Origin of the sequence: Maridesulfovibrio bastinii DSM 16055 (assembly GCF_000429985.1) — a bacterium.
GTDB lineage: Bacteria > Desulfobacterota > Desulfovibrionia > Desulfovibrionales > Desulfovibrionaceae > Maridesulfovibrio > Maridesulfovibrio bastinii.
The window spans coordinates 168038-183718 of record NZ_AUCX01000010.1 but is presented as its reverse complement, the minus strand read 5'-3'; the positions used below and the strand labels follow the sequence as shown (position 1 = coordinate 183718).

Genomic DNA, 15681 nt, shown 5'->3' with positions numbered 1-15681 from the left:
AAAAGTTTCTACACTTTTCCAAAAACATATTTACTGATTAAATCCTCAAGGTCAATAGCTGATTCCGTCTCAATCAAAGAATCACCGGGATTCAGGGGATCACCGACACCACCTGGGGAAATTTTGATATACTTGTCACCGATGAGTCCGCTTGTTTTAACAGAAGCGATAGCATCATCATAAAGCTGGATGTCCTTTTTAATTTTAAGAACTACAACCGCTTTCATATTTTTTGTATCAAGGGAAATTTTGTCCACATATCCGACCTGAACCCCCATGATTTCTACCGGAGCATTGGGCCTCAATCCAGTAACATCGTTAAACTTGGCTGTGAGCGGATAATGACTGTCGGAAAAAACGCGAACGTCCCCAAGATTGATGCTCATGAAGATAATGAGCGCAAGTCCAAGAAGTACGAAAATTCCGACGCTTGTTTCTTTTGAATATTTTTTCATAGTTATTACCGGTTGGAGTACTACTCGGACTCGCCGAGATATTTTGAACAGTCAAGCTTCATCATGTCAGGGTCAAGGGCAGGCATTGTCAGCCTTGGGGTATCTCTTTCTTCGGTCTTACGGTCAAGGAACTGTCTCAGATATGTATCTTCACTGGAGAGCAGTTCTGCCTTGCTACCCTTGAAAAGGGTTTTACCGTTACCGAGAACGACAACATAATCAGCAATTTTTTTCATGCTTGAAAGATCATGACTGACCACAACAACAGTCATGTCAAAACGATCTTTAAGCTCCAGCAAAAGGGCATCAAGTTCGGCAGAGTTAATGGGGTCAAGACCTGATGTCGGTTCGTCACAGAAAAGAATATCAGGGTCCATAACCATGGCTCTTGCCAGACCGGCTCTTTTTCTCATACCGCCTGAAAGCTGGTTCGGATAGTAATCAACAAACTGTTCCAGTCCTACCAGACTCAGTTTTGCCTTAACAATCTCCGAGATATCAGCAGCCGACAGTCTGGTGTGTTCTTTAAGCGGCAGGGCCACATTATCAAACAAAGTAAGCGAACCCAGCAGGGCTCCGTCCTGAAAAAGCACACCGATCTTCTGTTTCAGGCAGCGGAAAGCTTTTTCTTTCATTTTATAAATGTCGTGCCGTCCCAGAGAAACAGATCCTGAAATCGGGGTATACAACTTGAGTATATTTTTCAGCAGGGTGGATTTACCACAACCTGAGCCGCCCAGAATGACAGATATTCCCCCTCCGGGAAGGGTTACATTTATGTCCGAGACAATAGGGATTTCGTCATACCCTATGGTCAGGTTTTTGATATTTATATCAGGCGCCATGCTCATGGTGATTCTCCTAAAAGAGCAGTGAGGTAAGAATGTAGTCGGCTGCAAGAACCATCACGCAGGACATAACTACCGCTGATGTTGTAGCCTGACTGACGCCTTCCGGTCCCATACCGTCTTTGCGGTAATGGGTGAAATATCCCTGAAAACAACATACGGTGCAGACGATTAAAGCGAAAAATAAAGATTTGAGGAAACCTGCTGAAAGGTCTTCCCATGAAAGCGAACTTTGCACCCGGTAAAAATATACCCCGGAATTTCCACCAAGAAGGGCGATACCGGAGAGATATCCTCCGATTATGCCGATCAGGTCGAACAGCCCGGTCAGGATTGGAAAAGATATGATGGAAGCCAGCATTTTGGGGCTTACAAGATAGCTCATGGGATTAATATCCATGAGTTCCAGAGCGTCGATTTGTTCGGAGATGCGCATGACGCCTATTTCAGCGGTCATGGATGATCCGGCCCTTCCGGTAAGCATTATAGCTGTAAGAACCGGTCCGAGTTCACGGACAAGTGAAAGAGCAACCGCCGCACCCAGAAAACCCTCTGAACCAAATTTTGAAAGGGCGTAATGGGTTTGCAGCCCTATGACCATTCCGGTGAATAAGCCGATAAGGGTAATTACCGTAAAAGAACGCACTCCGATAAAATAGAGCTGGCGTATGGATTTTTGAAAGATTCCTGCTGAGGAAAAAATATGACCGATTCCATGAATCATGAAAAGGAACATGGCTCCTGCTTCGGAGACCATGTTAATTGAAACCCTGCCTAGCAGAGTAAACGGTGTTAAGTAGTTCTTTTCTTCTATCTGTTCAGCCATAAATTTTAATTAACTCACAGTAGTGGGTTGGTGGCAATGCCACAGGAAGCAAAGGATACTCCTATCATAAAGGGTTCATAAAAAAAAGAACCAAAAAGCTGAATAACCGGTCTAAAATACAAATAGGCACGACTTAAATATTTTAAGGCAAACAGTTAACGCTTTACGCTGCATACTGGTTGCCCCTCAAAAATCAGTCATCATTATCAAGACCGTTTCTTTTGGCCCACCATGAAGGCGGAGGCCCCTGAAACCACCAGTCTGTATGGTCCGTTTTGCAGATAGTCTCGGTAAGTTTTTTGCCTTCTTCTGTCCTGATTCTTTGTACTGCTGCTTCCAGCCATTTACCGGCATACTTGTTGCCCAGATCAAGTTCTTCCTTGAGGTTTAAGATGAAATCTATCTGGTCTGCATCCTGAGCAAGCTTTGATTCCAGAGTCTCACATTCTTCAAGCTCTTCCCAATGGGGAAAGATTTTGTCCTCAAGTCCGGTCCCTTCCAGCGCGTGTTTCAGTGCATCATCACGCTCACTGCTGTTATAAATCTGATTTACATAATTGAAATCCCCGGTGCGGGCTTCATGTAAATCATGGAAAAGACACATAAAGACAGTTCTAGCCATATCTGCTCCGGCCATATCTGCAAGCACATACCCTAAAACGGCAACCCGGTAGGAATGGTCGGCCACACTTTCAGAGCCGCTGCCGAGAAACTGGTAGCCGCTGCGTGGTGTTTTTCTGAGCATGCCGACTTCAAATAGAAAATCGGCCAGTCTGGTCATTCTGTCTCTGTCTTTCATTCTTTTCATAGCAGAAAAAAGTACGGCCGCAGAGATTCTGCGGCCGGCTTGGTAAGATATCTATTTAACTGCGGTAGTCCGCATTAATTGAAACATAGTCATGCGTGAAGTCGGAGGCCAGAAGTGAGGATTTTCCTGTCCCGTTTCCAAGGCTTATATTCACAGCGATGTCCTGCTTTTTCATAAGCGGAGCCAGAACTGCGTCGATGTCACCTTCAATAGGGCAGCCTTTTTCAAAAACAATGATGTCTCCGAAAGCCAGAGTCAGCATATCCGGGTCGAAATCTGCTTCACTTCTTCCTGCTGCCGCAACGATTCTGCCCCAGTTCGGGTCTTCGCCGAAAATAGCTGTCTTGACCAGAGGTGAGTTACCTACGGCTCTGGCAACCAGTTCAGCGTCTTCATCGCTTTCGGCTCCGGTTACTGAAATAGACATGACTTTAGTGCCGCCTTCGGCATCCTGAATAATCATGTATGAAAGAGCCTGGCAGATATCAAGCAGGGCCTGTTCCAGAGCCTCTTTTACTGTATCAGAATCAGCTTTTACCCCGGAAGCTCCGTTGGCAAGAGCCAGAACGCAGTCGTTGGTACTGGTGTCACCATCAACGGTGACGCAGTTGAAAGATTTTTGAATACAGCGGGCCAGAGTTTCCTGCCACCAGTCCGGGTCGACATCGGCATCGCAGATGACAAAGCCGAGCATGGTAGCCATTTTAGGGCAAATCATTCCTGACCCTTTGCACATTCCCAGCAGCCGGATTGATCCGTTAGCTGTGTCAACTTTCTTCCATGAAAGTTTAGGGAAAGTGTCGGTAGTCATAATTGCTTTGGCGGTCTTTACGGCATCAGTTGAGCCTAAAGCCTCCGCAATTTTGGGAACAGCTGCTTCCCATACTGAAAGATCGAACCTGTTTCCAATAACCCCGGTTGATGCCGGGAGGATTTCACAACTTTCAATACCAATAGCTTTTGAAACCATCTCTGTGGTGCGACGGCAGTCTTCAATTCCTTCATTGCCGGTGCAGGCATTGGCCAGTCCTGCGTTGATCATCAAGGCACGGGTTTTACGGTCTTTTTCAAGATTGGCCTTGCAGACCGTGATTGGTGCGGCCTGAAATCTGTTTGTGGTGAAAACACCTGCCGCGGTTGCGGGGACATCACTGCAGATAAGTGCAAGATCATTTCTGTCCTTGTACTTGAATCCGGCAGCAGCCGCTGAAAATTTGTAGCCTTTAGGTACTGGTATCATAACAGAAAACCTCTGAAGATTTTCACTGCAAAAAACAGCTGCCGTCAGCGGAACGTGTCGTAGATTAAGCTCCGCTCTCAGGCTGTCGCAGACGTCCGATGTTAATCGGTTTAAAACCGAGATCAGTCTTTTTAAGGATTTTTTGACAGTAAGAGCAATAAAAAAGCTGATTAATAAAGGTGCTCTGCGTTGAAAAATTAAACTGTCATGCAGTGTCTGTGAATTTAACTCCGGTTGTTATTATATCCGGGGAACAATGGTTTTCACCTGTTACGCTTATCTTAAGCGACCTGCAAGTAAATAAAAGTTGATTTTTATGAAAATAATACAACCTAACCATTAAACTTAAATCGAAAATTTCGCAATAAAGTCAGAAGATAGGATATACTTACGAAAAAAACACCTAGAATCAGGTTGATTCTTTTATCAGAAAAAAGTCCCGCCTGTTTTTAACAGACGGGACTTTGGTATCAAGTCTTTATGTTCTCAGCTAAATGTCAGCTCTGTGTTTATTTTAAAACATCAGGTCTGGTGATTTTTATATCAGCTTTTTTGCGAAGTTCGGTAACAAACGAATTAAGTATAGTGTTAGCCTGTTCGCGCTGGAGTGAATTCATAATCACTTCTTTCTGTTTTTCCCACTGTCCTTCTTTGGGAGGAATACGTTCATCAAGTCTGGCAATTACATATCCATCCTGAAGTTCGTACACTTTGTTGAGCCAGTGGCTGTCAGCTGCATTAAAGGTATCTTCAACAAGATTTTTGCTCATTCCCAGTCCGGGGATAAAACCGTTACGTCCAAAAGCTTCTGTGGTTCTCACGTCAGCCTGAATTTCATCCTGTTCAGCTTTTGCTGTTTTGGGATCAATCAGTTTTTTAAGGACTTCTTCCGCAGCGGTTTTAGCTGCGACCTTGGCATGATCCTTTTCAAGATAGTTGACTATGGAGTCTTTAACATCTTTAAGAGGTTTGATGAACGATGGGGTATCAACATCTTTCTGTACGATTATGTATCCGTTATCAATGGCTACCGGGATTTCACTTACAGTGTTGATAGCGAGATTGAAAACAGTTTTTGCGGCTTCAGGTTTCATACCGAATTGCTGCTTAAGGGCATCAACTGTTGTCTTCTCGACCTGCTTTACAACAACGCCTATTTCGTCAGCAATTTTTTCAAGTTTCATTCCTGAGGCGGCCATGTCGATTGCGTTATCCAGTTTTTCATGGATAGAGCCGGCGGCTTTATCTTCAGATATTGTAGCCTTAATTTTGCCTTTTACGTCTTCAAGAGTCTGAGTTCCGGCTTCTTTTTTATCTTCAAGCTTGATAATATGGAAACCGAAACGGGTGCGAACCGGTTCACTTACTTCACCGACTTTCATACTGAAAGCTTTGTCGGCAAAAGGTTTAACCATGGATTTTTTGTCGAACCATCCAAGCTCTCCGCCTACGGTAGAAGACGGTCCTTCAGAATATTTCTGGGCAAGCTTTGCAAAGTCAGCACCTTTTTTAGCCTGAGCATATATTTTTTCAATTTTGGCTTTTGCTTTTTTTACTTCAGCCTTATCCGCATTCTCATCAACGCTGATCAGAATATGGCTGGCTTTAACTTTAGCGTCCTGCTTGTAGTTCTCTTTGTATGCTTCGTAGTACTGTTTGATCTCTTCATCAGTTACTTTTTCATACTTTGCCATTTCTTTAGGCGTGAATTCGAGATAGCTGATGCTTGCAGTTTCAGGGACTCTGAATTTTTCCTGATTTTTATTGTAGTATTCTTCAATCTGTTTATCAGAAATTTTTATTCCGGCACTGTAGTTTTCAGCAGGAAAAGCGATGTATTCAGCTTTAACCTGTGAAGCTGCCCAGTTGAAAATATCCCGAGCTTCGGCTTCTGTCGGACGAACCGGAAGAGCTACATAGGTCTGCAGTTTCTGGACAAGATGGCTTATTTTCTGATCATGCTCGAAAGTTGCAGCGCTCATATGGTTCGCACGGAGATAAGAGTTGTAGATGTTCTTATCAAACTGGTTATCAGCTCCGTGGAAAAAGGGGATACTGCTGATGGAGTAATAAAGTTCTGTTTTAGAAAAAGTAATGCCTAGTTTTTGGGCTTCATTACGGAGAACATAGGAATTAACAAGTCTTCCAAGAATCATTTTTTTAAATTCTGAAGACTGAAAGTAGTCTGAATCCAGATTGGGATTTTGTTTTTTAAAATAATCCGCAGTCTGTCTGTAGACTCTCATAAATTCCTGTGTGGAAATGGGAGTATCATCAACGTAAGCAATTGCCGGGTCGTTTTTTCCGCTAAACTGGCCCATTCCGAAAGCAAATACGAATACAATAATGATGATGGCGAATATGGCCTTGATAATCCAGCTGTTGGCGCTATCGCGCATTTTGTCCAGCATGACGTCTCCGTTCTCCGGTTGGCGGCTACCGGCCGCTCGATTTTAAGGGTTGGCAGTAGAAAAATCTTCCCGCCCGGAATAATCCGGGCGGAATGATTTTTAATCAATATTATTTGCCGGCATAGTTAAGAAGTCCACCGGCACGGATTATTTCCAGTTCATTTTTAGAAAGGTCGTTACTTACTTTGAATGATTCTCCACCTGCAACCGAAATCTCGGATGTTCCGCCAGGAGTAATAGTAGAGGTATCAATAGTAAGTTCACTGCCTTCAGCAAGTCTTTCGTAATCGCTCTTGTCAACAAGGACAAGGGGGAGAATTCCGAAATTGACAAGGTTTGCCCTGTGGATACGGGCAAGTGACTTGGTTATGACCGCAACGACACCTAAATGACGGGGGCCGAGTGCTGCGTGCTCACGGCTTGATCCCTGTCCGTAGTTTTCTCCGCCGAGGATTATACCTGATTCAGCAGCTTTCATTCTGCTGACAAAGTTTTCATCCACGCGGCTGAATATGTATTCACTGATAGCCGGAATATTGGAACGCAGAGCTGTAATCTGTGGTCCGGCAGGCAGAATATGGTCGGTTGTGATATTGTCGCCGACTTTCAGCCTTACAGTAGAAGTTATTGTCTCTGGAAGTTCAGCGAACTTTTCAAGAGGAACAATGTTCGGGCCGCGGACGATCTCTACTGAGGAACCATCTTCAGGCGGGTAAATGAAAAGATGCCTGATGGGAGGAATTTCAGCAGGGAAATCAATTTTTTCAGGAGGAGTGCCCCATGTTGCAGGGTCAGTGAATTCACCGGCAAGGGCAAGGTTTGCTGCGGTCTGAGGGCTGGCAAGATAAATCTTGGCGTCCTGAGTTCCGCTTCTGCCTTCAAAGTTGCGGTTGAAGGTTCTGACACTTACACCGGCAGAGGTCGGTGAACCGCCCATACCGATACAAGGTCCGCAGGTACATTCCAGAAGTCTGGCTCCGGAATCCATAAGAGGCTCAATAAGCCTTTCGGCTGCGAGCATTTTCAGCACCTGCTTTGAACCGGGGGAGATGAGAAGGTCAACTCCGGCGGGGAGCTGGTTACCTTTCAGTATCTGGATAGTTGTTTTGAGGTCAGCGTAAGAAGAGTTGGTGCATGATCCGATTGCACACTGGTTGACTTTGAGTCCGGCCAGAGATTTAACGGTAACAACTCTGTCTGGCATGTGCGGCTGTGCAACAAGTGGTTCCAGCTCATCAAGGTTGATTGAAATAACTTCATCATAAGTTGCGTCACTGTCAGCAATCAGTTCACTGAAATCTTCTTCGCGCCCCATGATCTTGAGGAATTTACGGACCTGCTCGTCACCGGGGAAAATGGAAGTTGTTGCACCGAGCTCAGCACCCATGTTGGTGATTACTGCACGTTCAGGTACGGTCAGAGTCTCAACTCCAGGACCGGCATATTCAAAAACTTTACCGACTCCGCCTTTAACGGTCAGCATGCCGAGAAGTTTGAGGATGATATCTTTAGCTGAAGCCCATCCCTGAAGTTTTCCAGTCAGTTCAACTTTTACAACTTTGGGCATGGGAATGGAGTAGGGCTGGCCAGCCATTGCCAGAGCAACGGAAAGTCCGCCGGCACCCATTGCCAGAGATCCTATACCACCGGCAGTAGGAGTATGGCTGTCTGAGCCGATCAGAGTTTTACCGGGTCTGGCAAAGTTCTCAAGATGCAGCTGGTGACAGATGCCTGTGCCTACAGGAGAGAATATGATTCCTTTCTGGGCGGCAAGGGTCCTAAGATACTGATGGTCATCAGGGTTGCGGAAACCCATCTGAATTGTATTATGGTCAACGTAACTTACAGAAAGCTCTGTCTGGACTTTTGGAATATCCATAGCTTCAAACTGAAGATATGCCATTGTTCCTGTCGCATCCTGAGTCAGGGTCTGATCAATTCGCAGTGCGATTTCAGTTCCCGGTTCCATTGTTCCGGATACAAGGTGCTTGGAAATAATCTTTTCAGTAATATTCTGACCCATGATGCCTCCTTAATGGATCATCCTCAGCCGCATAGGCAGAGGGGATGGTTAAAAGAGAAAGCCGTTTCCGGGAGACTGACTCTCAGCAATTCCCAGTTTGATGCGGTTAATTTTCTTTTGGCGAAGTTCGACTTCAACTTCCAGACGAAGTTTATCCTGCTGTTTATCGAATATCTCCTTGGCGAAAAATATCCCTTCAGACGGCTTTTCACTTTGCATAAGCAGCTTGATCTGCTCTTTGCATTTATCAAGCTCTGACTTGAATTTTTTTATCTCAATTTCAAGAGTGTCTATCTCAGTCGATTCTGACACGCTTTCTGTTTGATTTGGGGTCATCCTGTTTCTCCCTTTTCGGCGGAATAAGTGATGTTACTTCAGGCAAGCTGTTGTAAAGATTCCAGAAGCGGGGCCAATGGGATGAAATTTCACCCGGATTGTCAATAGCAATGCCGGGTCTTATCCATGCCAGAAGGCCTAAAGCCATGCCAAAGAAGGGGCTTGGAGCAGTCCACGGGGAATCCCAGATGAGTCTTCCCGGTCTGATGGCAAGTCCGTTTTCAGTATTAAGATATTTTATTCCCATGTGTTCGAGCAGATTGATTCCATGCTCGAATATGGTTTTATCTTCAGGGGCGGATATTGTGGTTTCTTTTCCCGAATTTACAGCTAAAGCAAGTTCGATGGGGAAAAGTTCCGATTTACCCAGACAGTCGAAGTAAAGATCTTCTGCCAATTCACCGGCTGTAGCTGTAATGGCATTGTTATCAACGGTGATGTTGAGGCCGGAAGTTTTCAGGGTATCGAGAATTGACTGAGCTTCTGTATTTGAAGGCCATACACCGTTCAGTCTGACTTCACCTTCACAGAAAGCGGGAATAGCCAGAATTGCAGAGCAGATTTCAGGGTCAAGACCAATTTCAGGGCTTGTGGGGAAATTGATTGAATCGCAGTGCGGAACTTTTACTTCTGAATCGGTAAGAGTTGCGTTTACCCCACAGGTATTCAGAACCTCTACAGCAGAGCTGAGCTGAGATTTGCCTTTCCATTCACTGTCGAATTTCAGAGTCAGACCCTGAGGATATGTCCATGCGGCGAGGGTAAGTGCCGCAGCAAAAAGAGGATCTGTATTATCATCTATAGTAAGAGTTGAAGCCATGCGACCGCCGCATTCAAGTCTTGCGGGCAGGCCGTAGCTGTGCAGGTCGAGTGTATTAATTCTTGCTCCAAGACCGGCGACAAGATTGTTCATTGGTCTGGTATCAAAGAATTTCATTTCGGCGCTGCCGGCAATTTTAAATTTACCGGTAACAGAGAGTCCGAATGCAGTGACAAGATAAAGATTGAGCGGAGATTCTCCGGCAAAAATCAGTTTTTCTTCAAAATCCAGAGAGCCTTCGGCTTTGGACTCAATGGTTTCATCCTGCCATGAAAGCTTAGCTCCGCCCTGATTGAAGGCTTTGATGAGCTGGACAAGAGTGTCATTAATAAAAATATTATTGATGGAAGCTTCGGCTCCTGAAGCTGCGGCAAGAGCCGTATAAAATTTAGTCTGTAAAATCGAACGGGGACCGTCGACATCAACTTTCACTGTTTTACGAGGCGGGGAAAGGATGTAAGCGTTGCTTTTGCGGCTTTCAGGTGAGGCGACCGCTGCGTATGCCAGATTGTTGACTTGTTCAAAAATTCTACGGGATGATTTGCTTTCAAAGCTGTGGCTTGTGCTTAGTTCATTCCACTTTTCAAAAAGGCGACGTTCCATTTCCGGGTCGGCCAGTGGCAGGCCCTTCTGTCTGCGTTTTGAAGCGGCTTTACCCATCAGCAGATTTCTGCGGGAAAGCATGGAAAGCAGTTTGGAATCTATTTCCTGAATTTCCTGAAGAAGGGACATCCTTCTAGGAGGCCTTGATCCGGAACGGTCGTTGTTTTTGTTGTAGGGCATTCTTTTATATATCCTGATAAATGTAATATTGCCTTTATATAGAGTGTATTTGAAAACCTCAGGCAATTATCCCGCAAAACCGCGGCGTGTCTGTTGCCTGAAAACTGAAAGAAGTGCAGGCAAATTGACTCTGAAAAATGAAGATAACATTCCCATTATAAGGAAGCTAGATTTTCTAGCCTGAAAATCGCTTGCGGGCAAGCCTTTTAAGGGGTGGGGATAAAAAAAGATACCTGGGTAATGTATAAATCCTAAAAAATAAAAGAGGGAAGGCACAAGTGCCTTCCCTCTTGAATATTCAATTCATAGCTGAAGCTGTGAACTACATGGAGTCACCGGAAGCAGCGTGCTGCATCTTAACTTCAACTTTTTCTGTAAGACCTTCGTAGTATTCACGAAGCTGTACGAGTACTTCGTCACGACCGAAGTGATCGGGAACGTCTGCACCTTCGGAAAGAGCCTTACGCAGTTTAGTACCGGAAAGGATTACGCGATCTTCTTTAGCGTGGGGGCAGGTTCTCAGAGAAGCCATGCCGTCGCACTTGAAGCAGTAGAAAGTCCAGTCAATCTTCATGGGTTCGCAGAGCAGAGCTTTGCCGGGTTCCGGACATGCTTCTTTAGCATAAGGAATTTTGTCGAAGATTTCCTGAGCTTCGAACAGACCGTAGAAGTCACCAACACCAGCATGGTCACGACCGATCAGCATACGGTTAACACCGTAGTTCTGACGGAAGGTAGCGTGGAGAAGGCCTTCACGAGGACCAGCGTAACGCATATCAAGAGGATAACCAGCCTGAATTACGTTGTCTTTTACGAAGTAGTGCTCAACGAGAGTGTCGATAGCTTTAACACGAACTTCAGCAGGAATGTCACCGGGTTTCAGGTTACCGATCAGGGAGTGGATCAGGCAGCCGTCACAAACTTCGATGGAAATTTTTGCGAGGAATTCATGTGAGCGGTGCATGGGGTTACGAAGCTGGAGAGCAGCAACGGTAGACCAGCCCTTTTCGTCGAATGCTGCACGAGTTTCAGCAGGACGGAGGTATACACCTTTGTATTTTTCAGGATAGTCGCCTTCGGAAAGGACTTTAACAGGACCAGCGATGTTGTACTTTTTCTGAGCCATAACCATCTTGACACCAGGATGGTCTTCAAGAGCGGTTTTCCAGAAAACATCATCTTCTGATTCTTCGCCATGACCTTTGAAGACCTGGTAGCATTCCCATTTTTTGTCTTCTTCAGTCATTTCGTATTTTTCTTCAATCTTCATGGTTGCGTAAACGATACCGTCACGAACCAGAGCGATTTCGTCACCAGCTTTGACATCTTCGTCGTCGGTGTCAAGAGTTACCGGAACAGGCCAGAAGGTTCCGTCTTTCATCAGGAACTTTTCACAAACGCCTTTCCAGTCTTCCTTGTCCATGAAACCGGTAAGAGGGCTGAAGCCACCGGTTCCCATCATGATCAGGTCGCCCTTTGCGCGAGCGGAAATTTCGATTTTTTTGAGGCCTTCAGCTTTTTTCTGTTCGGCTGCGAGAGCATCGCCTTCGAGAAGGGCGCATACGAGGCCTTTACCACCATGAGGGGGTACGAGCTTGGACATGTCAACGTCTCCTTTTAGTAATTTTTTACAACACCTTTGCCTTTCCACAGGGCTGATAACAGAAATTGTCTCGCCGACTCAGCGGCCCATATCGACCCGGTATTTCCAGTATCGTTGGAGCCTGCGGAATGAAATGTCACATCTTAAATTATAAAGATCAGGTGAGGTCCGGAGGGGTTAAAATCTGTGAATCATAAAGATTAAAACCTAACCGCCCCCATGATTCTTTAAGGACTTATGAATTGTTTGTGAAAGAAATGTCAAGGGTAAAATATCAAGTGAGTCTATTTTTTACGGCAAAATGTTGATCCCGAGAAAACAAAATTGCTTAACCTGTTTTAATTTAAGGCTTTTTGTTATTTAACCGGTTACAATTTGCTAGACATAAAATTCACAAACCGGTGTTTTAGATATCACAGCCACAGGTAATGGCAAGGGAAAATGGCCTCAAAAAGATAAATTGATTGTAATTTAACCTACTAAATTGGTATAAAATAGGGTTTTTCGTAACAAAAATAGAGTATTTCCCGACAATTTCTAGAAAATATAGTAAGATTCTTTAAAAAAAGTAGTTATGAAAACAGTAAGTTACAAAGCTTGTTCACTTTTAGGAACAATCTCAAAAAAAGACTTGCAATAAAGTGCAAGAATGAACTAAAAAGCAGTCCATGATAGTGGAGGGTAAATCATTGTGCATCAACTGTTTATGTACGATAACCCGCCTGCGTCTGCCGGTTTGTACCTGAAGTCTCAGGTACGTTTCTCGCGGTCGGAAGGGAATGCTTGTTCTAAATTTCACTTTCGTCTTGACACCTGATAGTTCGCTTGATAGTCCCTAGACCACAAGCTTGATTTTTCAGGCGAGAATATAGCTGGTTATGGAAGATGTCGGTAATTGATAACTATTAAACCCTTTTTAGGAGGACTAGGTATGCCGACCTTTGTCAATCCGGAAAAATGTGATGGCTGCAAGGGTGGAGAAAAGACCGCCTGCATGTACATCTGCCCCAACGATCTTATGATCCTGGATCCCGAAGAAATGAGGGCCTACAACCAGGAACCTGACGCATGTTGGGAATGTTATTCCTGCGTAAAAATTTGCCCTCAGGGCGCTATTGAAGCACGCCCTTACGGTGACTTCGCACCCATGGGTGGAACCTCCATCCCCATGCGCTCTGCTGAAGACATCATGTGGACAGTTAAGTTCCGTAACGGAAACGTAAAACGTTTCAAATTCCCCATCCGTACAACTCCTGAAGGATCCATCAAACCTTTTGATGGCAAACCTGAAGGTGCTGATCTGGATACCGAACTTCTCTTCACTGAAGAAGCTCTTACTACTCCTAAAGAAGTACTGGGCAAAAAGTTCGACGTTACTGAAGCTGACAAATCCAACTCTTACAAAGACATATAGATATAATCTTTGTTTAAAGTTTTTGTCCACGCAATCTGCAACTTTCTAAGGAGGAAATATGCCTCTGCTTCCCATCAAAGAAGCTTCCAAGGGTGTTGCCCTTGCTGAGCCTGAAATCATAGAAAAAGACGTAGATATTCTTCTCGTCGGTGGTGGTATGGGTAACTGCGGTGCTGCATTTGAAGCATGCCGCTGGGCTGACAAACTTGATCAGGACATCAAAATCCTGCTTCTCGATAAAGCTGCCATGGAACGTTCCGGTGCTGTTGCACAGGGCCTTTCCGCTATTAACACCTATCTTGGCGAAAATGACGCTGATGACTACGTACGCATGGTTCGTACTGACCTCATGGGCCTCGTTCGTGAAGACCTTATCTACGACCTCGGCCGTCACGTTGATGATTCCGTACATCTTTTCGAAGAATGGGGACTCCCCTGCTGGATCAAAAAAGACGGTAAGAACCTCGACGGTGCCGCAGCTAAGGCCGCTGGCCTCTCACTGCGTAACGGCGATCCCTGTGTTCGTTCCGGTCGCTGGCAGATGATGATTAACGGTGAATCTTACAAGTGCATCGTTGCTGAAGCAGCAAAGAATGCTCTTGGTGAAGATCGCTACATGGAACGTGTATTCATCGTTAAAATGCTCCTCGACGCTAACGAACCCAACCGCATCGCTGGTGCTGTAGGTTTCTCCACCCGTGAAAATAAAGTATATGTTATCAAAACCAACGCAGCTATCGTAGCTTGTGGTGGTGCTGTAAACATCTACCGCCCCCGTTCCACTGGTGAAGGTATGGGTCGTGCATGGTATCCTGTATGGAACGCTGGTTCCACATACACCATGTGTGCTCAGGTTGGTGCTGAAATGACCATGATGGAAAACCGCTTCGTACCTGCTCGTTTTAAAGACGGTTACGGACCTGTTGGTGCATGGTTCCTGCTCTTCAAAGCTAAAGCTACCAACTACAAAGGTGAAGACTATTGCGAAGTTAACCGCGCAATGCTCAAACCTTACGAAGATCGCGGATACGCAAAGGGGCACGTTATCCCCACATGTCTTCGTAACCACATGATGCTCCGTGAAATGCGTGAAGGTCGCGGTCCTATCTACATGGACACCGCTACCGCACTGCAGACCACTTTTAAAGAACTCTCTCCTGCTGAACAGAAACACCTCGAATCTGAAGCATGGGAAGACTTCCTCGATATGTGTGTTGGTCAGGCAAACCTCTGGGCTGCAATGAACATCGAACCTGAGAAATCCGGTTCCGAGATCATGCCTACAGAGCCTTACCTCCTCGGTTCTCACTCCGGTTGTTGCGGTATCTGGACTTCCGGTCCTGACGAAGACTGGGTTCCCGAAGATTACAAGATCAAAGCTGATAACGGTAAAGTCTACAACCGTATGACCACCGTTATGGGCCTCTTCACCTGCGCTGATGGTGTTGGTGCTTCCGGTCACAAGTTCTCTTCCGGTTCTCATGCTGAAGGCCGTATCGCTGGTAAGCAGGCTGTTCGCTGGGTTGTTGATCACAAAGACTTCAAGCCCGCACTGTCCGCTAAAGCTGCTGATCTCGCTAAAGAACTTTATCAGCCCTGGTACACATATCAGGAAGGTAAATCCATCTCTACCGACCCAGTAGTTAACCCTAACTACATTACCCCCAGAAACTTCATGATGCGCCTCATTAAGGCAACTGATGAATACGGTGGTGGTGTTGGTACTATGTACGTAACCTCCCAGGCTCTGCTTGCTACCGGTTTCCATCTCCTCGAAATGCTCGAAGAAGATTCCAAGAAACTGGCTGCTCGTGACCTGCATGAACTCATGCGCTGTTGGGAACAGTTCCACAGACTGTGGACCGTTCGTCTCCACATGCAGCACATCGACTTCCGTGAAGAATCCCGCTATCCCGGATTCTACTATCGCGGCGACTTCATGGGTCTTGATGATTCCAAGTGGAAGTGCTTCGTCAACTCTAAGTATGACGTTGAAAAAGGCGAAACTGTCGTCTTCAAGAAGCCTTACTACCAGATCATTCCTGACTAAGTCGGAATCGATATATCCGGCTGCGGACCTTCGGGTCCGCAGCCGTTCTTTTCTGGTTTGATCG

Annotated in this window: 12 protein-coding genes; 2 read left to right on the top strand and 10 right to left on the bottom strand. The window is 45.5% G+C overall.

Annotation, left to right across the window (positions count from 1 at the left end; translation table 11 throughout):
- Positions 1–8: 8 nt before the first annotated feature.
- The 10 genes from mlaD to sat form a co-directional block, all read right to left on the bottom strand.
- Complete coding sequence (mlaD, locus tag G496_RS0106415) at positions 9–455, bottom strand: outer membrane lipid asymmetry maintenance protein MlaD (RefSeq protein WP_027178555.1); 447 nt, start codon at positions 453–455, stop codon at positions 9–11.
- 20 nt (positions 456–475) lie between these two features.
- Complete coding sequence (locus tag G496_RS0106410; protein WP_027178554.1) at positions 476–1306, bottom strand: ABC transporter ATP-binding protein; 831 nt, start codon at positions 1304–1306, stop codon at positions 476–478.
- Positions 1307–1316: 10 nt separating this feature from the next.
- On the bottom strand, positions 1317–2129 hold the full coding sequence (locus G496_RS0106405; protein ID WP_051294874.1) for an MlaE family ABC transporter permease: 813 nt from the start codon (positions 2127–2129) through the stop codon (positions 1317–1319).
- Between the two features lie 193 nt (positions 2130–2322).
- Entirely contained in the window at positions 2323–2937 is a 615-nt protein-coding gene (locus tag G496_RS0106400) for an HD domain-containing protein (protein WP_027178552.1), read from the bottom strand.
- Positions 2938–2992: 55 nt separating this feature from the next.
- A complete protein-coding gene (gene argJ, locus G496_RS0106395) occupies positions 2993–4177 on the bottom strand; it encodes a bifunctional glutamate N-acetyltransferase/amino-acid acetyltransferase ArgJ (RefSeq protein ID WP_027178551.1) in 1185 nt (394 codons plus the stop codon).
- A gap of 509 nt (positions 4178–4686) precedes the next feature.
- The gene (locus G496_RS0106390) at positions 4687–6588 is read right to left on the bottom strand and encodes a peptidylprolyl isomerase (RefSeq protein ID WP_027178550.1); all 1902 of its coding nucleotides are present in this window, start codon (positions 6586–6588) and stop codon (positions 4687–4689) included.
- Positions 6589–6697: 109 nt separating this feature from the next.
- Positions 6698–8611, bottom strand: a complete 1914-nt coding sequence (locus tag G496_RS0106385; RefSeq protein ID WP_027178549.1) for an aconitate hydratase — start codon at positions 8609–8611, stop codon at positions 6698–6700.
- 48 nt (positions 8612–8659) lie between these two features.
- Positions 8660–8923, bottom strand: coding sequence for a hypothetical protein (locus G496_RS0106380; RefSeq protein WP_245577874.1), 264 nt, complete (start codon positions 8921–8923; stop codon positions 8660–8662).
- Positions 8907–10550 carry a chorismate mutase gene (locus tag G496_RS0106375; protein ID WP_027178547.1) on the bottom strand — a complete coding sequence of 548 codons (1644 nt, stop codon included), beginning with the start codon at positions 10548–10550 and terminating at the stop codon, positions 8907–8909. The genes G496_RS0106380 and G496_RS0106375 overlap by 17 nt, the downstream gene beginning before the upstream one ends.
- A 322-nt stretch (positions 10551–10872) precedes the next feature.
- A complete protein-coding gene (gene sat / locus G496_RS0106370; RefSeq protein ID WP_027178546.1) occupies positions 10873–12153 on the bottom strand; it encodes a sulfate adenylyltransferase in 1281 nt (426 codons plus the stop codon).
- A 931-nt stretch (positions 12154–13084) separates the two neighbouring features.
- Between sat and aprB the strand changes: the two genes are divergently transcribed.
- Both aprB and aprA read left to right on the top strand, forming a co-directional pair.
- Entirely contained in the window at positions 13085–13567 is a 483-nt protein-coding gene (gene aprB / locus G496_RS0106365) for an adenylyl-sulfate reductase subunit beta (RefSeq protein WP_027178545.1), read from the top strand.
- Between the two features lie 58 nt (positions 13568–13625).
- Complete coding sequence (gene aprA / locus G496_RS0106360; protein ID WP_027178544.1) at positions 13626–15617, top strand: adenylyl-sulfate reductase subunit alpha; 1992 nt, start codon at positions 13626–13628, stop codon at positions 15615–15617.
- The last annotated feature ends 64 nt before the right edge of the window (positions 15618–15681 follow it).